This is a genomic window from Mesorhizobium sp. ORM8.1, assembly GCF_053005525.2.
Map to the genome: position 1 here is coordinate 3,823,719 of NZ_CM132600.1, position 18,971 is coordinate 3,842,689.

General features: G+C 63.0%; 23 protein-coding genes. 11 read left to right on the forward strand and 12 right to left on the reverse strand.

The window, feature by feature from the left end:
- Positions 1–105: 105 nt before the first annotated feature.
- The gene (locus ACVDG8_RS19120) at positions 106–867 is read right to left on the reverse strand and encodes a GGDEF domain-containing protein (RefSeq protein ID WP_447256075.1); all 762 of its coding nucleotides are present in this window, start codon (positions 865–867) and stop codon (positions 106–108) included.
- Positions 868–1,016: 149 nt separating this feature from the next.
- Here ACVDG8_RS19120 and ACVDG8_RS19125 point away from each other — a divergent pair, with 149 nt between their 5' ends.
- On the forward strand, positions 1,017–1,721 hold the full coding sequence (locus ACVDG8_RS19125) for a pyrimidine 5'-nucleotidase (protein ID WP_447256076.1): 705 nt from the start codon (positions 1,017–1,019) through the stop codon (positions 1,719–1,721).
- 76 nt (positions 1,722–1,797) lie between these two features.
- Here the strand turns inward: ACVDG8_RS19125 and ACVDG8_RS19130 are convergent, their stop codons facing one another.
- A complete protein-coding gene (locus ACVDG8_RS19130; protein ID WP_447256077.1) occupies positions 1,798–2,643 on the reverse strand; it encodes an LOG family protein in 846 nt (281 codons plus the stop codon).
- Between the two features lie 144 nt (positions 2,644–2,787).
- On the opposite strand from ACVDG8_RS19130, the gene dapD reads away from it, so the two are divergent.
- Genes dapD through ACVDG8_RS19145 form a run of 3 tightly spaced genes read left to right on the forward strand, consistent with a single transcriptional unit; the run spans position 2,788 to position 4,742 of the window.
- Positions 2,788–3,642: a 2,3,4,5-tetrahydropyridine-2,6-dicarboxylate N-succinyltransferase gene (gene dapD / locus ACVDG8_RS19135; RefSeq protein WP_447256078.1), complete on the forward strand. Its 855-nt coding sequence runs from the start codon at positions 2,788–2,790 to the stop codon at positions 3,640–3,642.
- Between the two features lie 14 nt (positions 3,643–3,656).
- Positions 3,657–4,028, forward strand: a complete 372-nt coding sequence (locus ACVDG8_RS19140) for a DUF805 domain-containing protein (RefSeq protein ID WP_447256079.1) — start codon at positions 3,657–3,659, stop codon at positions 4,026–4,028.
- Between the two features lie 12 nt (positions 4,029–4,040).
- Positions 4,041–4,742, forward strand: a complete 702-nt coding sequence (locus ACVDG8_RS19145; protein WP_447256080.1) for a hypothetical protein — start codon at positions 4,041–4,043, stop codon at positions 4,740–4,742.
- Here the strand turns inward: ACVDG8_RS19145 and ACVDG8_RS19150 are convergent.
- On the reverse strand, positions 4,717–5,751 hold the full coding sequence (locus tag ACVDG8_RS19150) for a 2-dehydropantoate 2-reductase (RefSeq protein WP_447256081.1): 1,035 nt from the start codon (positions 5,749–5,751) through the stop codon (positions 4,717–4,719). The genes ACVDG8_RS19145 and ACVDG8_RS19150 overlap by 26 nt on opposite strands.
- A gap of 177 nt (positions 5,752–5,928) precedes the next feature.
- Between ACVDG8_RS19150 and dapE the strand changes: the two genes are divergently transcribed.
- On the forward strand, positions 5,929–7,128 hold the full coding sequence (gene dapE, locus ACVDG8_RS19155) for a succinyl-diaminopimelate desuccinylase (RefSeq protein WP_447256082.1): 1,200 nt from the start codon (positions 5,929–5,931) through the stop codon (positions 7,126–7,128).
- Between the two features lie 3 nt (positions 7,129–7,131).
- Positions 7,132–7,737 carry a transporter gene (locus ACVDG8_RS19160; protein ID WP_447256083.1) on the forward strand — a complete coding sequence of 202 codons (606 nt, stop codon included), beginning with the start codon at positions 7,132–7,134 and terminating at the stop codon, positions 7,735–7,737.
- Here ACVDG8_RS19160 and truA read toward each other — a convergent pair.
- From truA to def, 4 genes are all read right to left on the reverse strand, one after another.
- A complete protein-coding gene (gene truA / locus ACVDG8_RS19165; RefSeq protein ID WP_447256084.1) occupies positions 7,734–8,516 on the reverse strand; it encodes a tRNA pseudouridine(38-40) synthase TruA in 783 nt (260 codons plus the stop codon). The genes ACVDG8_RS19160 and truA overlap by 4 nt on opposite strands.
- A 23-nt stretch (positions 8,517–8,539) precedes the next feature.
- The gene (locus ACVDG8_RS19170) at positions 8,540–9,046 is read right to left on the reverse strand and encodes a GNAT family N-acetyltransferase (protein ID WP_447256085.1); all 507 of its coding nucleotides are present in this window, start codon (positions 9,044–9,046) and stop codon (positions 8,540–8,542) included.
- Positions 9,043–9,978: a methionyl-tRNA formyltransferase gene (fmt, locus tag ACVDG8_RS19175; RefSeq protein ID WP_447256086.1), complete on the reverse strand. Its 936-nt coding sequence runs from the start codon at positions 9,976–9,978 to the stop codon at positions 9,043–9,045. The genes ACVDG8_RS19170 and fmt overlap by 4 nt, the downstream gene beginning before the upstream one ends.
- A 63-nt stretch (positions 9,979–10,041) precedes the next feature.
- Positions 10,042–10,572, reverse strand: a complete 531-nt coding sequence (gene def / locus ACVDG8_RS19180) for a peptide deformylase (protein ID WP_447256087.1) — start codon at positions 10,570–10,572, stop codon at positions 10,042–10,044.
- 103 nt (positions 10,573–10,675) lie between these two features.
- On the opposite strand from def, the gene ACVDG8_RS19185 reads away from it, so the two are divergent.
- Positions 10,676–11,929, forward strand: a complete 1,254-nt coding sequence (locus ACVDG8_RS19185) for a DNA recombination protein RmuC (protein ID WP_447256088.1) — start codon at positions 10,676–10,678, stop codon at positions 11,927–11,929.
- 1 nt (position 11,930) lies between these two features.
- Here ACVDG8_RS19185 and ACVDG8_RS19190 read toward each other — a convergent pair whose 3' ends face one another.
- Complete coding sequence (locus ACVDG8_RS19190; protein ID WP_447256089.1) at positions 11,931–12,335, reverse strand: GFA family protein; 405 nt, start codon at positions 12,333–12,335, stop codon at positions 11,931–11,933.
- Positions 12,336–12,368: 33 nt separating this feature from the next.
- On the reverse strand, positions 12,369–13,328 hold the full coding sequence (locus ACVDG8_RS19195) for a cation diffusion facilitator family transporter (RefSeq protein ID WP_455707170.1): 960 nt from the start codon (positions 13,326–13,328) through the stop codon (positions 12,369–12,371).
- Positions 13,329–13,556: 228 nt separating this feature from the next.
- On the opposite strand from ACVDG8_RS19195, the gene ACVDG8_RS19200 reads away from it, so the two are divergent.
- Both ACVDG8_RS19200 and sugE read left to right on the forward strand, forming a co-directional pair.
- On the forward strand, positions 13,557–13,682 hold the full coding sequence (locus ACVDG8_RS19200; RefSeq protein ID WP_081294138.1) for a hypothetical protein: 126 nt from the start codon (positions 13,557–13,559) through the stop codon (positions 13,680–13,682).
- Between the two features lie 189 nt (positions 13,683–13,871).
- The gene (gene sugE / locus ACVDG8_RS19205; protein ID WP_447256090.1) at positions 13,872–14,186 is read left to right on the forward strand and encodes a quaternary ammonium compound efflux SMR transporter SugE; all 315 of its coding nucleotides are present in this window, start codon (positions 13,872–13,874) and stop codon (positions 14,184–14,186) included.
- Positions 14,187–14,252: 66 nt separating this feature from the next.
- On the opposite strand, the gene ACVDG8_RS19210 is transcribed toward sugE, so the two are convergent.
- Positions 14,253–14,681 carry a DUF6481 family protein gene (locus ACVDG8_RS19210; RefSeq protein WP_447256091.1) on the reverse strand — a complete coding sequence of 143 codons (429 nt, stop codon included), beginning with the start codon at positions 14,679–14,681 and terminating at the stop codon, positions 14,253–14,255.
- A gap of 219 nt (positions 14,682–14,900) precedes the next feature.
- Between ACVDG8_RS19210 and ACVDG8_RS19215 the strand changes: the two genes are divergently transcribed.
- Complete coding sequence (locus ACVDG8_RS19215) at positions 14,901–15,956, forward strand: LLM class flavin-dependent oxidoreductase (RefSeq protein WP_447256092.1); 1,056 nt, start codon at positions 14,901–14,903, stop codon at positions 15,954–15,956.
- A 25-nt stretch (positions 15,957–15,981) separates the two neighbouring features.
- Here the strand turns inward: ACVDG8_RS19215 and ACVDG8_RS19220 are convergent, their stop codons facing one another.
- On the reverse strand, positions 15,982–16,806 hold the full coding sequence (locus tag ACVDG8_RS19220) for a helix-turn-helix domain-containing protein (RefSeq protein WP_447256093.1): 825 nt from the start codon (positions 16,804–16,806) through the stop codon (positions 15,982–15,984).
- A 91-nt stretch (positions 16,807–16,897) separates the two neighbouring features.
- Positions 16,898–17,452: a carboxymuconolactone decarboxylase family protein gene (locus ACVDG8_RS19225; protein ID WP_447256094.1), complete on the reverse strand. Its 555-nt coding sequence runs from the start codon at positions 17,450–17,452 to the stop codon at positions 16,898–16,900.
- Positions 17,453–17,751: 299 nt separating this feature from the next.
- On the opposite strand from ACVDG8_RS19225, the gene ACVDG8_RS19230 reads away from it, so the two are divergent.
- Positions 17,752–18,918: an AI-2E family transporter gene (locus tag ACVDG8_RS19230; RefSeq protein ID WP_447256095.1), complete on the forward strand. Its 1,167-nt coding sequence runs from the start codon at positions 17,752–17,754 to the stop codon at positions 18,916–18,918.
- Positions 18,919–18,971 lie beyond the last annotated feature (53 nt).

The window sequence follows — 18,971 nt, forward strand, 5'->3', positions numbered from 1 at the left end:
AACCTAGATGAAAACCCCATTACACGGGTAAGTTTAGCCCGGTTGAATATGGACATGGTTAGGACTTTGCTAACGCCCGCGGGCCATGGCGAGATATTGCCTATGTCAGGCTGCTTCCGGGATATCGCGATCGAGGATCGAGAGGTTGCGGCCGCGATGCTTTGCTTCATAAAGCCTGCGGTCGGCCGCGCGCATCAGCTCCGAGACGGTGGCGCTCTCGCTACAAGTGATGCCGCCGATCGAAACGGTGAGCGGCACCAGGCGCTCATCGACGGGACGGAACCGGATCAGCTCGACTTCGCGGCGGATGCGCTCGGCGACACGTCTCGCTTCCGGCTCGGTGGCGCCGATCAGGAAGGCCGCGAACTCCTCGCCGCCGATGCGGCCGAGCACGTCGCCGCCGCGCACGCCGCGCTCGATAGCGCGCGCGATCAAGAGCAAGGCGTCGTCACCGGTCAGGTGGCCGAAATTGTCGTTGACCGTCTTGAAGTGGTCGGCGTCGATGATAAGCAGCGCTCCGCGGTCGGACTTTCGGCGCGAGCCGTCAAGCGAGGCGAAGAAGGTCTCGCGGTTGAGCATGCCCGTCATGTCGTCGCGGCTCGCCTTCTCCGACAGACGCCTGTGGGCGGCGGCAAGCTGGGCGTGAGCGCGGGCGAGGTCGCGATGCGCATTCTTCAGCCGGTCGCTTTGCCAGAAGGTGCCGGCGCTGGCGACCCAGGCAAGCATCAGCGGGCAAAGGGTCGATGTCAGCCAGACGATGCGGCTGATGGGAAAGCCCATTGCCGGGACCACAATGAGCGTCAACAAAAGCGAGATGGCGACCGAAGCAAAGGCCACGGCCGCGGACTTCAAAATTATGCCACTCATCGCTTGCTCCCAACGGACTGCTTCTGTGCCAGCAAGCGCTGAAGGCGACCTTTCCGAGACGTCTAAAATTTGATCTGAGACGCCATTTTCACACTTCGTGACCCGCAGAAGTTGTGGATAAAGTCTGCGCCGGCGTGTCATAAGAGGCCATGACCACGACGCCAGATCCCGCTCGCTTCGCCCATGTCACGGACTGGGTCTTCGACCTCGACAACACGCTCTACCCGCATCACTCGAATCTGTTCGCGCAGATCGACGTGAAGATGACCGCTTATGTCGGCGAGCTGCTGACTTTGTCGCGCGAGGATGCGCGCAAGCTGCAAAAGGAACTCTACCTGGAATACGGCACGACGCTGAACGGGCTGATGACGCGCCACGGCATCGATCCCGACGATTTTCTCGAGAAGGTGCACGACATAGACTATTCCTGGCTGGTGCCCGATCCGCTGCTCGGCGCCGCCATCCGTCAGCTTCCCGGCCGCAAGTTCATCTTCACCAATGGCGACCGCAGGCATGCCGAGCGCACGGCGCGACAGCTCGGCATACTCGAGCATTTCGACGCCATCTTCGACATCGTGGCGGCGGGGCTCAACCCCAAGCCGGCGCGCCAGACCTATGAACGGTTCGCCGCGCTGCACTCAGTCACCGGCCACAACGCGGTGATGTTCGAGGATCTGGCGCGCAATCTTTCGGTGCCGAAATCGCTCGGCATGACGACCGTGCTGGTGGTGCCGCGCAATTTCGAACCGACTTTCTCCGAGATCTGGGAGCGCGACCCGACGAATGAGGACGACGTCGATTTCGTCACGGACGATCTTGCGGGGTTTCTCACGGGGATAGTCGTAGGGGAGTAGGGGGAATGGTCTGGAAAGCATTGATGATGCAACCGCTTTGTTTTCTTATTCCCTACTCCCCTACTCCCCTACTCCCTTACTCCCCCAATTCATAAAACCGGCGGATGATGTCCCAGGCTTCCTCGGCGGTGTCGACGAAATCGATGATGTCCTGGTCGCCGGGCGAGATCGTGCCCTGCTCGGCGAGAAAATCGAGATCGATCGCCCTTTGCCAGAACGCCTCGCCGAACAGGATCACCGGCACACGCTCCATGCGGCCGGTCTGGATCAGGGTCAGCGTCTCGAAGAACTCGTCCATGGTGCCGAAGCCGCCCGGAAACACCGCGACGGCCTTGGCGCGCATGACGAAGTGCATCTTGCGGATCGCGAAATAGTGAAAGTTGAAGCACAGCTCCGGCGTCACATAGGCGTTGGGCGCCTGCTCGTGCGGCAGCACGATGTTCAGACCGATCGACGGCGCACCGACATCGTCGGCGCCGCGGTTGCCAGCTTCCATCACGCCGGGGCCGCCGCCAGTGACGACGACGAATTCGCGGTAATAGGAGGTCGCCGACTGCTGTGAGCAGAGACGGGCGAATTTGCGCGCCTCCTCATAATATTTGCTGTTGGCCTCGAGGTTCTTCTTCTGCGTCTCGTTCTTCGCCGCCCAAGCCTCGCCGCCCGGCTCGGGCAGCCTGGCGCCGCCGAACAGGATGACCGTGGAGTGGATGCCGCGCTCGGCCAGGATCATCTCGGGCTTCAACAGTTCGAGCTGCAGGCGCACCGGGCGCAGCTCGCGCCGCGTCATGAAATCCGAATCGTTCCACGCCAACCGGTAAGTGTCGGCGCGCGTCTGCGGCGTGTCGGGCACGCTTTTTGCACGCTCCAGATCCTCGTCTGAATGCGGCAGTGGCGTCCAGCCCGCCTTTTCCATGGGAGTCATTCGATCCACCCGTCCTAATTCCCTTAACTGCGCCGCCCCGTGACGCAACCGCGATTGACCCTATCCAAGCCTTCACATAGGGTCCGCGCGATTTCAAAACAGGTTAAGGCGCAGCCCTTAACAGCTTTGTAATGGAGCAATTTCATGTCGGAGCCCGATTTGTCGAGCCTCGAAAAGACCATCGAAAAGGCCTTCGAGGAACGCGATACGATTTCGACCGCGACTCGCGGCGAATCGCGCGACGCCATCCAGTCGGCGCTCGACCTGCTCGACCGTGGCACGGTGCGCGTCGCCGAACGGCAGGACGACGGCAAGTGGCACGTCAACCAATGGCTTAAGAAGGCGGTGCTGCTCTCCTTCAGGCTGAACCCGATGGAAATCATCAAGGGCGGTCCGGGACAGGCGGTCTGGTGGGACAAGGTGCCGTCGAAGTTCGACGGTTGGAGCGCCGTCGACTTCGAGAAGGCCGGCTTCCGCGCCGTGCCATCCTCGATCGTGCGCCGGTCGGCCTATGTCGCGCCGGGCGCGGTGCTGATGCCGTCCTTCGTCAATGTCGGCGCCTATGTCGATACCGGCACCATGGTCGACACCTGGGCTTCGGTCGGCTCCTGCGCGCAGATCGGCAAGAATGTGCATCTGTCCGGCGGCGTCGGTATCGGCGGCGTGCTGGAACCGATGCAGGCCGGCCCGACCATCATCGAGGACAATTGCTTCATCGGTGCGCGCTCCGAGGTGGTCGAAGGCTGCATCGTGCGCGAAGGCTCGGTGCTCGGCATGGGTGTCTTCATCGGCCAGTCGACCAAGATCGTCGACCGTGCCACCGGCGAGATTTTCTACGGCGAAGTGCCGCCCAATTCGGTCGTCGTCGCCGGCTCGCTGCCGGGCAAGAATTTTCCCAACAACGAGCCCGGCCCCGGCCTCTACTGCGCCGTCATCGTCAAGCGCGTCGATGCCAAGACCCGCTCCAAGACGTCGATCAACGAATTGCTGCGCGATTGATCGGGCTGAACCGATTGTCCGACAAACCGCAACTTCTATGGCTCTTCTTCGGCCTCTCGGGGCGGCTCGCCCCAAGCGCCTATTTCCTTGCCTGCCTTTTGCTTGTGATCGCGCAAGGGCTTCCGCTCTATCATTTTACGCTGGCCGAACCGGGCAGCTCGGCCGACCGCGGCTGGGCGCAGATTCTGGTTTTCGTCGTGCTGTTGACCTGGTGGCCATCCTTCGCGCTGGCGGCAAAGCGATTCCACGACTTCGGCAAGCCGACCTACTACGCACTGCTTTCCCTGATCTTCACGCCGCTGGTGCTGCTGGTTCTCGCCTGTTTCCGCAGCGATCCCGGGCCGAACCAGTATGGCAGGCGTAGCAATGCGCCAGCCGATGGCTAAGATCGGGTCACGATGCGCTACCGCACGCTCGATCCGCAACTGATCATCGAGACGGCCGAAAGGCTGGAAGGGCGGATCGGCGAGCGTTTTCCCGAAGCCGGCCTGCGTGGCGTGGCAGTGGAGCTGGTGTCGCTGTCGCGTGACCTTGCCAAGGCGGCCAAGGACTTGGAAGCGCCGATCTGGTGGCTGCGCGGCGCCATCATCGCCGCCTTCATCGCCGGCGTCGCCGTGTTCCTGTTCGTCGGCACGATCCTGCCGCTCGACCGCATTTCGGGCGCCGACGACGCCGTCCAGTCGATGCAAGGCATCGAGGCGACGATCAACACCGTCATCCTGGCCGTGCTCGGCTTTCTGGCGCTGGTCCGCACCGAGGAACGCATCAAGCGCAAGAAAGTGTTCCGCCAGCTGCACGGGCTGCGCTCGCTGATCCATGTCATCGACATGCATCAGCTGACCAAGGATCCGGCAACGCTGTCGGCCGACTTCAAACCGACCTCGCAGTCGCCGCGGCGCATCACCAATGCCGCCGATCTTGCGCGCTATCTCGACTATTGCTCGGAGATGCTGTCGATCACCGGCAAGATCGCCGCGCTGTTTGCGCAATCGGTCAATGACGATGTCGTCATCGATGGCGTCAACGACATCGAGAATTTGAGCTCCAACCTGTCGCGCAAGATCTGGCAGAAGATCACGCTGATCGAGGAACGGCGCTGAAGTCTTGCGGCGTGAGGCCCGGCGGCCCACGCTTTTCCGCTTCCGCCTGACGCACCAGCGCGATGACGCGTTCGATGGTCGGCGTTGGCGTGCCTGTCTGCCTTGCCAGGCGCAGCACCGCGCCCTGCAGTTCGTCGATCTCGGTCGGGCGGCCGCGCTTGAGATCGTCCCACATCGAGGCCCGCGCCCGCGGATCGATCGCCAGCATGCGCCGCGCCAGAACTCCAAACAGCCAGTCCGGCAACCGCAGTACCTTGGGCAGCAGCGACGGCGGCAGGCCGGTGATGCGGGCAGGCTTGATGCCGGACGCCTTCATCACGGCAAGCGCCTCGTCGATCTGGGCGGCCAGAATGACGCGCCAGCTTCGCTCGGCGAGCTGCTTTGCCAGCGGCAGGTCGGACAGCGCCACCAGCGCGTTGTTGAGGTTCATCAGCAGCTTGCTCCACTGCACCGCCTTCATGTCGGTGCGCTCTTCGACGGCAAGCCCTTCGACATTGAGCAGATTGACGAGGCCCGCCACACCGTCATCGATCATCACCTCGCCCTGGCTGGCGCGATGGACGCGAAACGGCACCTCGCCGTCCGGCGACTGGATGACGTTGAACAGCACCATGCCGGTCAGCACCCGTCGGCCGGAAAGGCCGGCGCGCAGTTTGTCGGCATTGTCGACGCCGTTCTGCAGGCTGATCACAATGGCATCGGCCCGCCCATGCGAGGCGATCAACTGCGCCATTTCGTCGGTTCCGCCGCTTTTGACCGTCACCAGGATGATGTCCGCCTCGCGCAACGCTGTCGGCGGATCGTCGGTGAGCGTGATCGCCTGTGCGCCGATGCGGCGATCGAGCCCGTCGAGATCGCTGACGCGAAGTCCGTCCTTGCGCATCGTCTCGAGAATGTGGCCGCGGCCGAGGAAGACCACCTCGCGTCCGGCCAGCGCCAGGCAGCCGCCGACATAGCAGCCGATGCTGCCGGCGCCGGCAATCGCGATCGTCTTTGCCTCGTCGGCCATACGATTACCCTTACTTACTTGGCTGGCGACTTGCCCTAACGCATGTCGTTCTCCCAGAACCCGCTGCACACTTCTGGGCGACATGCATCATACGCCATGAAACCATATTGTCGGCGACATGGTCGGGGACCATCTGCCACCGTGACAGGTCAAACGCTTTCGACTATCGCTTTGCCCATGACATTGCCAACCGATCCCGCCGCAAACCTTGCCGCCCTGATCCGCTGCCCGTCCGTGACGCCCGCCGAGGGCGGCGCGCTTGGCGCGCTGGAGGGTATGCTGAAGCCGCTCGGCTTCGCGGTCGAGCGCCCGGTTTTCTCCGAAGACGGCACGCCGGACATCGAAAACCTCTACGCGCGGCGCTCGGGCAACGGCCCGCATCTGATGTTTGCCGGACACACCGATGTCGTGCCGGTCGGCGACGAAGCGGCCTGGACGCATCCGCCCTTCGCAGCCGAGATCGCCGATGGCCAGATGTATGGCCGCGGCGCCGTCGACATGAAGGGCGGCATCGCCTGCTTCATCGCCGCGGTGGCGCGGCATGTCGCGAAGAATGGCGGTCCGAAAGGCTCGGTTTCGCTGCTGATCACCGGCGATGAGGAAGGGCCGGCGATCAACGGCACCACCAAGCTGCTCGAATGGGCGGCAGCCAAGGGCGAGAAGTGGGATGCGTCGATCGTCGGCGAACCGACCAATCCCGATGCGCTCGGCGACATGATCAAGATCGGCCGGCGCGGCTCGCTGTCGGGCAGCGTCATTGTCCATGGCCGCCAGGGACATGCCGCCTATCCGCAGCTTGCCGACAATCCGGTGCGCGGATTGATCACCCTGGTCGATGCGTTGCTCCATCCGGTGTTCGACAAGGGGACGAAGGATTTCCAGGCCACCAATCTGGAAGTGACGTCGATCGACGTCGGCAACCCGGCGACCAATGTCATCCCGGCCAAGGCGACCGCCACCTTCAACATCCGCTTCAACGACACCTGGACGGCCGAAACGGTGCAGGCCGAGATCCACAACCGCCTCGACCAGGCCGCGAGGCGCAAGAAATACCGGCCGGGCAAGAAGACGGCGGTGGAGTACGAGCTTGTCTGGCGCGACCGGCCGAGCCATGTCTTCCTGACCCAGGACGACAAGCTGATCGACACGCTGAAGAGCTCGATTGCATCCACGATCGGCAAGACGCCGGCGCTTTCGACCTCCGGCGGCACCTCCGACGCCCGCTTCATCAAGGATTATTGCCCGGTGGTCGAGTTCGGGCTGGTCGGCAAGACCATGCATATGGTCGATGAGCGCGTGGCACTGGCTGATCTCGAGACACTGACGCGCATTTACGAACGCTTCGTCGAAGACTGGTTCGCACAGGATCTGGCATAACCCATGCTGTCAGGTGATGAAACCTATGCCTCGCTGGTCGGCGCCTGGCGGCTGATGTTCGGCAAGAGCGACGGTTTGCGCCTGCTCGACCTTTCAGCCGACGGCTTCTGGAATTCCTTCTTCGCCATCGTGGTCGCGGCGCCGGCGCTGATCGTCGGCTGGGTGGAACTGGCCAATGAGATCGGCGACCCGAACGCTTTCGCCGGCCGCTTCGGTTTGCTGGTGCGATTGGCGACCATCGACATCGGCTCCTGGGTTTTGCCTTTGGTAGCGCTCGCGCTGGTCGCGCGGCACGCAGGCGTGGGCGACCGCTTCGTCCACTATGTCGTTGCTTCCAACTGGGCCTCGGCAATTATTGCCTGGATCATGCTCCCATTGGCGTTGATCAGACTCTTCTTGCCGCCGATGGACGACATCATCAATCTGATCTCTTATCTGTTGTTTGGGCTGTCTTTGGTGCTGACATGGCGCATGACCAATGCGTCGATCGGCAAAGGCGCGGCTGTAGGCACCGCCGTTTTCGTCGGCATGTTCGTTGTTTCATTGCTGGTTTTCTTTGGACTGCGGATGCTCCTCGGCGTCAACTTGCCGGATGGCATGACGAGCTAGCTGACGGTATCGTCAGAGGTGCCGGTGGATCTCTCGGCATAGTCCACCCCCACCAGAAACAGCCCGTCGGGCGGCGCCACCTGGCCGCAGGCGGCGCGATTCCGCGCTTCCAAAGCCGCCTTGAGGTCGGCCGCATTCCACGAGCCATCGCCGACGCGCCTCAGGGAACCTACCATCGAGCGCACCTGATTGTGCAGGAAGGAGCGCGCCGAGGTGCGGACCTCAATGAGATCGCCGACGCGGCTGACATCGAGCTGGGCCAGCGTGCGGACCGGGCTTTCGGCCTGGCATTGCGTTGAGCGGAACGTCGTAAAATCGTGCCGGCCAAGCAGCACCTTCGCCGCCTCGTGCATGGCCTCGGCGTCGAGGCGCTTCGGCACCCACCAGACCTTGCCCTTTTCCAGCGCCGAAGGCGCGCGGCGGTTGAGGATGCGGTAGAGATAATGGCGGCCGGTGGCGGAAAAGCGCGCGTCGAAGCCGTCGGCGACGATCGCGGCCTTGAGGATCGCGACGCGCGCGCCGGCCGCATGCAGATGGGCATTGACGGCATCGCGCACCTTGTCGCCCGGCCAGTCCTTGGCGAGGTCGACATGCGCGACCTGGGCTGTGGCGTGCACGCCGGCATCAGTGCGGCCGGCGGCACGCAGCCGCACCGCTTGGCCGCAGAATTTTTCTATCGCCTGCTCGATCGCCTGCTGCACCGACGGTTGGTCGGCCTGATGCTGCCAGCCGGCGAACTGGCTGCCGTCATATTCGATATCGAGACGAAAACGCGGCATGCCAGCTGGGCTTTCGCGCTCGCCTAGGCAGCGAGCGCGGTGAAGGCCGAAGCGTAGACCAGCTTGCCGGTCTCGGGCGCATCGCCCCAGGCGAGCGCCTGCAGCGCGACACCCTGATACGCGCTTTCGAACTTTTCGGCGCGGGCGTGGGTGTAGCCGAAGCGGCCGTAATAGACCGGGTCGCCCAGCACCACGGCCAGCGCCTCGCCGGCTTCCTTGAGGCGGACATGCGCCTCGCGGATCAGCGCGCCGCCGATGCCGGTGCCATGGAAGGACGGCTCGACCGCCAACGGCGCCAGTGCGACGGCTGCGAAGCGCTGGCTGCCATTCTGCACGAACAGCCTGGAAAACAGGATGTGGCCGACGACCTGGCCGTCTTCTTCGGCAACCAGTTCGACGACGGCGTCGCCGCCATTGATAAGGGCATCGACCAGGCCGGCTTCCGCCTGCTGGCCGAAGGCATGCTCCTCGACGAAGCGGATCGCCTCGCGATCCCGCGGCGTTGCCGCGCGTATCGACATCATGCTCATGTGAGTTTCATTCCTTTTTCGATCTTGGCCCCGCGCAGAAACTCCTGCGCGGCGGCGGGCTTTCCGCCCGCCCGTTGAACTTCGACCAGCCGAACCGCGCCTGCCCCGCAGGCGACCGTCAGCCGGTCATCGAGAATTCCTCCCGACTCGCCGACGCCATCCGAAAGCGTCGAGCGAAGCAGTTTCAGCCGCTCCATGCGGCCGCCAATTTCGACCTCGCACCACGCGCCCGGAAAGGGCGAGAGGCCGCGAATGTGGTTATGGACTTCGCCAGAAGGCCGCGTCCAGTCTACGCGCGTTTCCGATTTATCGATCTTTCGCGCATAGGTCACCCCCGCCGTTGCCTGTTGGGTAAATGTCAGACAATTTATCCCCAACTGCGCGAGCGCTTCCGCCATCAGCGAAGCGCCTATCGCCATCAGGCGGTCATGCAACTCACCGGCGGTGATATCGGGTGCGATGGCGCATCTTTCAACCAAAGCCACCGGACCGGTGTCCAAACCTTCTTCCATGCGCATGACCATCATGCCGGTCTCAGCATCGCCGGCCATGATGGCGCGCTGGATGGGAGCAGCACCACGCCAGCGTGGCAAAAGCGAGGCATGGCCGTTGAGGCATCCCAGCCTGGGCGCGTCCAGAACGGCTTTCGGCAGCAGCAAACCGTAGGCGACGACCACGGCGACATCGGCCCGCAAGGCGGTAAAGGCCTGCTGCTCGGCTTCGCCCTTCAGCGACGTCGGCGTCCGCACTTCGATGCCCAGCCGCTCCGCTTCGCGCTGTACCGGGGAAGGCGTCAGTTCCAGCCCGCGCCGGCCGGCGGCGCGCGGCGGCTGGGTGTAGACGGCTACGATCTCATGGCCGGCCGCCACGATGGCGCGCAAGGTCGGCACGGAAAAGTCGGGCGTGCCCATGAAGATGACGCGAAGCGGCATGGCGTGTCCTGCGGTCCTGTCTTGAAATCTCGGGTTTCAGGAGCGCTGGCCGACCGAACGGCTTTAGCCCACCATCTTGCCCGGCGCCTTGTCCTTGGCGAGCTTCTTGAACTTCTTGACCACCATGTCGCGCTTGAGCTTGGAAATGTGGTCGATGAACAGCACGCCGTTGAGATGGTCGATCTCGTGCTGCAGGCAGGTCGCCATCAGCCCTTCCGCCTCGATCTCCTGCAGCTTGCCGTCACGGTCGAGGTACTTCACCCGCACGGAGGCGGGGCGCTCGACCTCGGCATAATAATCAGGGATCGACAGGCAACCTTCCTCATAGACCGAGCGCTGGTCGGAGCTTTGCAGGACTTCCGGATTGATGAAGACATGCGGCGCCGGCGGCTCGCCTTCCTTGGCTAGGTCGATGACCAAGAGGCGCCGCGGCTCGCCGATCTGGATCGCTGCAAGACCGATGCCCGGCGCGTCATACATGGTCTCCAGCATGTCGTCGGCGAGCTTGCGCAAATCGCTATCGACGCGCTCCACCGGTTTGGAAAGCTGGCGCAGGATGGGATCGGGAAGAATGATGAGCGGCTTAATCGACATGGCGTCTCACCTAAGACCTCGCTGGAAAAGCGTCAACGGGGGCATTTGTGCGCCGTTCACGTTTTGATCTGTGCCGGCGAGCCGAATCGGCTATGCTGCCGCCATGAATGACATGACGCCCATCCTTTCGGAGCCGATCGCGCGGCTTGGCGCCACCACGATCATGCTTGGCCAGGTGTTTGGTTTCGGTGCGCTGCTGCTGCTTGCGCTGGTCCTGGCGCTCGTCGCGGCCCTGTGGCGCGCGGCCAAGGCGCGCACGATTGCTGCGGCGGAAGCGGCCGACCACGCCCGCGACACCGAGGCAAGGATGGCCGATATCCTGCAAAGCCAGGCCGAGATGCAGGGCCGCATGGGCGCTATCGCCGAGGTGTTCGGCGCCAGGCAGGCCGAGCTGACGCAATCGCTCGGACAGCGGCTCGACGCCATGACCGGCAGGATCGGCCAGACCATGACCGAACAGACCAAGTCGACGCATGAGAGCCTGGCCAAGCTGCAGGAGCGTCTGGCGGTAATCGACACCGCGCAGGGCAACATCCAGTCACTCGCCGGCCAGGTCGTGCAATTGCAGGCGATCCTCTCCAACAAGCAGACGCGCGGCGCCTTCGGCCAGTCGCGCATGGAGGCGATCATCGCCGATGGGCTGCCGCATGGCGCCTACGAATTCCAGGCAAGCCTGTCGAACGGCAGCCGGCCGGACTGCCTGGTGCGCATGCCGAACGGCACGCCGATGCTCGCCATCGACGCCAAGTTCCCGCTGGAGGCGTGGAACGCCATCCGCGCCGCCGAGGGCGCCGATATGCAGAAGGTGGCGGCGCAGGCCTTCCGCCGCGATATCGAAGTGCATATTCGCGATATCGCCGAAAAATACCTGATCCGGGGCGAGACGCAGGACACGGCGTTCATGTTCGTGCCGTCGGAATCGGTGTTTGCCGAGATCCACGAGAATTTCGAGGCGGTGGTGCAGAAGGCGCACCGCGTTCGTGTCGTCATCGTCTCGCCGTCGCTGCTGATGCTGTCGATCCAGGTCATCCAGTCGATCCTGAAGGACGCCCGCATGCGCGAGCAGGCGCATCTGATCCAGGGCGAGGTGATCCGGCTGATGGAGGACGTGGCGCGTGTCGACGAACGCGTGCGCCGGCTGCAGACGCATTTTACCCAGTCGGCCAAGGACATCGACGACATCCTCGTTTCGACGTCGAAGGTGACCAAGCGCGGCCAGAAGATCGAGGCGCTGGAGTTTGCCGAAGGCGAAGCCGAGCCCTCGCAAGGGGCGCCAGCCAAGGTCGAGGCCGGCGTGCGCGTGGCCGATTCCAAGACCGGCCAGTTGCGGCTGCGGGTTGTCGAAGGCGACGACTGAGCTACTGCCCCTCGACAGTGGTGATGCCTTCAAACTCCGGCAGCCAATGCAATGCCGAACGATGCCAAACCTGTTTTCTTGGGACCAGTTCCTCGCGCTGGCGCGCCGTGCCGACCCTGATGCCGTAGATTTTCGGGCCATCGCCGACCGAGGTGGCGTAGAGGTGCGAACCGCATTCGCCGCAAAAACCCTGCGCGCGCTTGGCGCCTGAGGAGCCGGTCTTGATGTAGACTTTGGGCGCACCCCGGGTGATCCGATAGTCGCTTTCCGGCGCCGGAACCGTCACCCGGAACGCGGTGCCTGTCAGTTGCTGGCAATCCGTGCAATGGCAAATGGAAGTCTTCTCGGGATCGACCTCCGCTTCATAGGCTATGGCGCCGCAATGGCATCCGCCGTCGATCTTCATCGGCTTTCCTCCTCCAAACTGGCTGCCTACAGACTATCCCTCCTCCGAGGCGTCGGCGATAGCCTTGCGCCGCTGCTGCCATGTGCCAGTCGTCTGCGGCTTGACGAACAGCCTGGTGATTTCCGGCATCTCCTTCTTCAGGCGAGCCTCCAGTCGTTCGACACAGGCTTCGATCTCCGGCGCCGTCAGATGGTCCTCGAACTCGATGCTGAGGCCCGCGACGATCTGTCGTGGTCCGAGATGGACGGTCAGGACGCCGTTGGCCCGCTGCACGGCAGGGTCTGCCTGCGCGATCGCCAGGGCCTTCTTTTGCACCTCCGGTGAAGCCGGTTCGCCTATGAGCAGGCCCTTGCTTTCACGAGCCAGGAAGATAGCGGTCGCGCCGAGGATGATGGCGATGCCGATCGAACCGAGACCGTCGAGTTCCGGCATGTCCAGCACTTGCGCCGCCGATATGCCGGCGAAGGCGACGATGAGGCCGAGCAGCGCCGCGCTGTCTTCGAACAGCACGGTGTAAACGCTCGGATCCTTGCTCGATTGCACGGCCTGCAGCCAGCCCTCGTTACCCTTTTGCTGGCGGAACTCCTTTAGCGCCACCAGCCACGAACTGCCCTCGAACAGGAAGGATAGGCCAAGCACGATGTAATTGACCTTGGCGTTGACGACCGGTTCGGGCGCCATGATGTGGATGACGCCTTCGTAGAACGATACGCCGGCGCCCAGCGCGAACACCAGCAGCGCCACGATGAAGCTCCAGAAATAGAGCTCGCGGCCATGGCCGAGCGGATGCGTGCGATCGGCTGGGCGCCCGGCGCGATGCATGCCGTAAAGCAGGAGCCCGCCATTGCCGGTGTCGACCAGCGAATGCACGCCTTCCGACAGCATGGCGGAGCTGCCGGTGAAGAAGGCCGCGGCGAATTTGGTCAACGCGATCGCGAGATTGCCGGCGAGCGCGACATAGATCACCCTTTTCGATCCGCTATGGCCTGCCATTCGATCTCCCGATCTCGACCGATGCATCGAGCTTAGCGGCCCGCCGGCCGAAGCTCCACCGGCAATGCTCCAGATGCTCCAAGGTCCGAGGCTCAGGCCTCGAATATGGTCTTGTCGCGGAAAACTGGTTGACAGCCGGCTAGCGGGCTTCGCAAACGCGCACAGCCTCTTGCAGTCTTGCTCTTCTCTTGTTTCACTCTGCCTGCCCACAGTTCGAAGGAGCGAATCATGGCTAAAGGTGCGATGAAGGCGGGCAAGGAAGCCCGCAAGCCGAAGAAGGATGCCAAGAAGCCCGCCGCGGCCCCGGCACTCAAGGCGCCGCCGGTCAAGGCGATGCGCATCAAGGAAAAGTAAAAGGCCGACTGAGGCCGACCCGGCTTTTTGTTTCAAACCGGCGGCATGAGAATGCTGCCGGTGTTTTGTTGATCGGGGACAAGGCACCCTATATCACGAGGGCGAGGACGACCTCGCTTCCCCAAAACCGGCCGGGACGACCCGCCCCCATCGAGCATCTGAACCGATGCTGGAGCGACGGAGTTTGCGATGTCCTGGATTTTTCTTTCCTTTGCCGGCCTGTTCGAGATCGGCTGGGCGATCGGCCTCAAATATACGGACGGCTTCTCGAAACCGCTGCCGACCGTGCTTACGGTCGTCTCGATGGTCATCAGCCTTGGCCTGCTCGGCCTGGCGCTGAAGACGCTGCCCGTCGGCACCGCTTATGCCGTGTGGACCGGCATCGGCACCGTCGGCACCGCCATGCTCGGCATCTGGCTGCTGGGCGAACCGGCGACCGCGGTGCGGTTCGCCTGCATCGGCCTGATCGTCTGCGGCATTGTCGGGCTGAAGCTCGTCGCCTGACACAAGACAAACGCGTTCAGGGCCGCTTTGGGCGACCCTGAACAGTATTCAAACGAAACCCGGCTGTTAGCGGGCCGAGAAGCCCGGAGGCGCCCTGCCGGTGCGCGCCTTGCGCGCCGCATAACGCGCGTCGCGCTTGGCTTTGCGTTCGGCTTCGTCGGAGAGGAGGCGCGCAATGCGCTCGGTCTCTTCGGCTTCCCGGATCTTCGCCTCGGCCTGCGCCGCCTCTTCGGCAGCGACACGCGCTGCTTCTGCAGCAGCTTCGCGCTCGGCCCTTTCAACGGCTTCGCGCGCCAGCTTTTCCTGCTTCAGCCTTGCCTTCTCGGCCTCGCGGATCGCGCGGGCCTCGAGAATCGCCTTGCGTTCGGCCTGCTTGGCCTGAACGGCGGGATCATCCGCCGCCGGCTTTGCCTTGAAGCGCTCCAGAAGCGCCTTCTTTGCCTCGTTCGCGGCATTGCGCCGCTCGAAAATGTCTTTTTCCCTGTAGATAGCCAAGTCCACTTCCTTGCAGTCTATTCGCGACGCTTACATACGCGCGAAAGCGGCGAGTTCAAGCGCCAAAACGGTATGCCAGCCATGAAAATCTGCGCTGTTGCCGCAAGGCTACGTTGCGAGGCGATGCACCGTTCACAGATCGCGCCTCTGGCGGCGAAGCCGGGCGATCGCTACCTCTAGCGCCGATTGATACGCCAGAGATATTTCAGGAAGACAACAATGGAACTCGGTCTCTACACTTTCGCCGATGTCAGCCCCGAATCGGGCCCCGGCGCTGTCGGCCCGCATGAACGGCTGCGCAACCTGATCGAGGAGATCGAACTGGCCGACCAGGTCGGCCTCGACGTCTTCGGCCTTGGGGAGCATCACCGCCCCGACTATGCCGCGTCGACGCCGGCGGTGGCGTTGGCGGCGGCGGCCGAGCGGACCAAGAACATCAGGCTCACCAGCGCGGTCACCGTGCTTTCCTCCGACGACCCGGTGCGCGTCTTCCAGCAGTTCGCGACGCTCGATCTGCTCTCCAACGGCCGCGCCGAGATCATGGCCGGGCGCGGCTCCTTCATCGAATCCTTTCCGCTGTTCGGCTACAATCTCGAAGACTATGACGAGCTGTTCGCCGAAAAGCTCGAGCTGCTCTTGGCCATCCGCGATCAGGTGAAGGTGACGTGGCAGGGCAAGCTGCGCGCGCCGATCAACGGCCGCGGCGTATATCCGCGCCCATTCCAGGAGAAGCTGCCGATCTGGATCGCGATCGGCGGAACGCCGCAATCCGCGGCCCGCGCCGGGGTGCTCGGCCTGCCGCTGGCTTTGGCCATCATCGGCGGCGAGCCGGCGCGCTTCGCGCCTTTGTTCGATATCTATCGCGAGGCGGCAAAGCGGGCCGGCACAGATACTGCCTCGCTCGCCACCAGCATCAACGTGCATGGCTTCATCGCCGAAACGACCGAGCAGGCGGCCGACGATTTCTACGGACCGCAGGCCGAAGTGATGAACCGCATCGGTCGCGAGCGCGGTTGGGGTCCTACGTCGCGGGCGCATTTTGACCAGTCGCGCGGCCCGAACGGCGCGCTGTTCGTCGGCAATCCTGAAGCTGTGGCGGAAAAGATCGTCGCCCAGCACAAGATCTTCAACAATGACCGCTTCCTGTTGCAGATGGCGATCGGGACGATGCCGCATGCCAAGATCATGAAGGCGATCGAGCTCTACGGCACCAAGGTGGCGCCGATCGTGCGCAAGGAGATGGCCAAGGCGCAAATAGCCGCGCCGGCCGCATAAAGAGAGCGGGCAGCGCCGTTTTACGTCAGCCCGTTATCCCCATCATCTCGGCATGATGGGCCTCGGTCGCCTCGTCCGCCGGGAACAGGCACTCGATGCGCAGTTCCTGCGCGGCGACGGTTTGGGGGGTACCAACGGTGGTGACCATCGAGAAGTAGTTGAGGACCCGGTCGTCCTTGATGAAACCAATTGGGATGGCGGGCATGAAGCCGATCGCCACAGGGTTCTTCCATTCGCTTTTCACGTCCGGATAGGCGAGCAACTCCGCCAGCAAGTCCTTGGTCTTCCGGTCGACGACGCGGCCGATGGATTCGCGATAGACGCGCTCGAACAAGCTCCTCGCCACATCGTGCCAATTGGCGATGAACGGTCGCATGCCCTGAGGGTCGAACATCAGGTGCAGCATGTTGCGCGGCCCCTGGCGGGCTTGCATATCGATGAACCGACCAAAGAAGCGCGGCGTGGATTGGTTGGTCATGAGCACGTTCCAATAGCGATCCATGACCAGGGCCGGAAAGGGTTCGTGCTGGCGCAACATACGGTTCAGCGCATTGGTCACGGCCGTCATTTCCACGGAGTCCCACGCATTCTCGGAAAACATCGGTGCGTAGCCTGCCGCCAAAAGCAACGCATTGCGGTCGCGCAAGGGGATATCGAGCGCCTGGGCGATGGCCATCAAGGTCTGGCGGCCTGGAACGCTGCGGCCGCTTTCGACGAAGCTGATCTGCTTTTGCGAAATGCCGGCATCGAAGGATAGATCGAGTTGGCTTCTGCCGCGCAAATCACGCCAGTAGCGCAGGAGCACACCCAGATTCGGCGCCGTGCTGGACTTGAGAACCGGCGATTTCATAAATCATGTCCTCGCAACAACGGCACCATACATGGCGACCCTTAGTGCCGACACCGCACGGATGGCCGGTCCGTGCGATGTCGATTGAGTGTCAGGCCGCCGCGGCCCACGCCTGAGGCTGGAAGCGTTGCTCGATCGGCGTGCCGGCCATGTTGGTGGTGGTCGCCGCCATGGTGGAAATGCCGACACCGGTCACGACTTCCAGGATCTGGGCCTTTGAATAGCCCGCCGACGTAAACGCATCGATGTCGGCATCGCTCACATTTCCCCTCTTCTCGAGCAGCGCCTTGGTCAGCGCCGAGAGTGCCGCATATTTCGGATCTCTCGGCAACCGGCCTTCACGGATCGCGTGGACTTCGCTTTCGGCAATGCCGTCTTCGATGGCAAATGTCGAATGGGCGGCAACGGTCCAGGGGCATTTGAGGGTGACCGCATTCGTCAGCAGCAGGACCTGCTTTTCGATCTCGTCGAGGCTGCCGCCGTGGAAGCTGCCAAAGGTGGCGGCAAACCCATTGAGAAGCACCGGATTGTTCGCCATCGTCGCCATGACATTCGGCAGGAAGCCAAATCTCTCTTCCAATGCTTTCAATGTTGCCTTGGATTTCTCCGGCGCCGATTCGATCGTCTGAAGGTTGAATCTCGGCATTGTAACGTCCTTTCTAAGATCGATTTCTGATCGCGTGCATCCTTCGCGTTGCAAAAGCAGTGTTAAGCGGACGCTTTCCTTGCTGGCATCGCGAAAGTCCGCATGTGTTAGACCCGCTGAAGGCATCGCCTCAATTACATGCCATGTAATATTTCGAAGACACGGCTGAAATTTCGAGCGGTTTCCGAAAGACCCGTTCAGCGAGCGTCTCCGATAGCCGGCTCATGGAACCTCCGGCCTTAACTGCGCGTTTGTGCAGGCAATTGCCGCGTGGAGGGACGTCGGCTCGAGGGGTGCCCATGAAAGCCGAACCGATCGCGCCAGGCGTGACCGTCGAAAGCCCCGACCCGCGCGTGCGCGCCTGGGCGGACATGCGGCTGGTGCGCTCGCTGCTGATCGGCATCTTCATCCTGATGACGATCGCCGCGCTTTATCTCGCGCGCGACTTCTTCATGCCGGTGATCCTGGCCTTCCTGCTGGCGCTGACGCTGACCCCCATCGTGCGCCTTTTGCGCAAACGCGGGATTCCGGAAGTGGTTTCCGCGACATTGCTGGTCCTGCTGTCGGTCTTCGTCTTCGCCAGCGCGGGCTACCTGCTCAGCGGGCCGATCATCGACCTCATCAACAACACGTCGTCGATCGGCCAGCAGCTCACCGAACGGCTGGCGCATTTTCAGCGGCCGCTCACCAAAATCATGGATGTTGCCCATCAGCTGGAAGGGCTGACCGAGACCGCCCAGGAACCGGGCATGCAGAAGGTCGCGGTGGCGCCATCGGGCATTCTGTCGACAGCCGCCGGCAACATTCTGGAGGCCGGCACATCGATCACCATCGTCTTTGTGCTGTCGCTGTTCCTGCTTGCTTCAGGCACGCTGTTTTATGAGAAGATCGTCCAGTCCTTCACCAGCCTTACGCAGAAGAAGCGGGCGTTGCGCGTCGTCTATGACGTCGAGCGCGAGATCTCGCACTATCTGCTTACCGTCGCGCTCATCAATGCGGGTCTCGGCACGGTGATCGGGCTCGGGCTATGGGGGCTCGGCATGCCCAATCCGCTGGTCTGGGGCGCTGCCGCCGCGCTGCTCAACTTCCTGCCCTATGTCGGCGCGCTGATAACCATCCTGCTCGTCACGATTATCGCCCTGATCAGCTTCGATACGATCTCCTACGCGCTTCTGGCGCCGGCCTTCGTGCTTTTATGCGACATCGTCGAGGGCCAGTTCGTGACGCCGATGGTGGTCGGCCGGCGCCTCGAGATCAATGCGGTGGCGATCTTCATCGCCATCGCCTTCTGGTCATGGCTGTGGGGCTTCGTCGGCGCGCTCATGGCGGTGCCGCTGCTGGTGGTGGTCAAGGTGTTCTGCGATCACTTCGACGGCTTGAGCCATGTCGGCAATTTCCTTGCGGCGCAGCAGAGCTTCGCCGTCGACGACGAGACGGGCGAGCAAAACCATAAGACTGCTACTTAGAACATTCCGCCGTTTCACCGAACGGCGGAATGCTCTATCTTCTGTTGACTCAA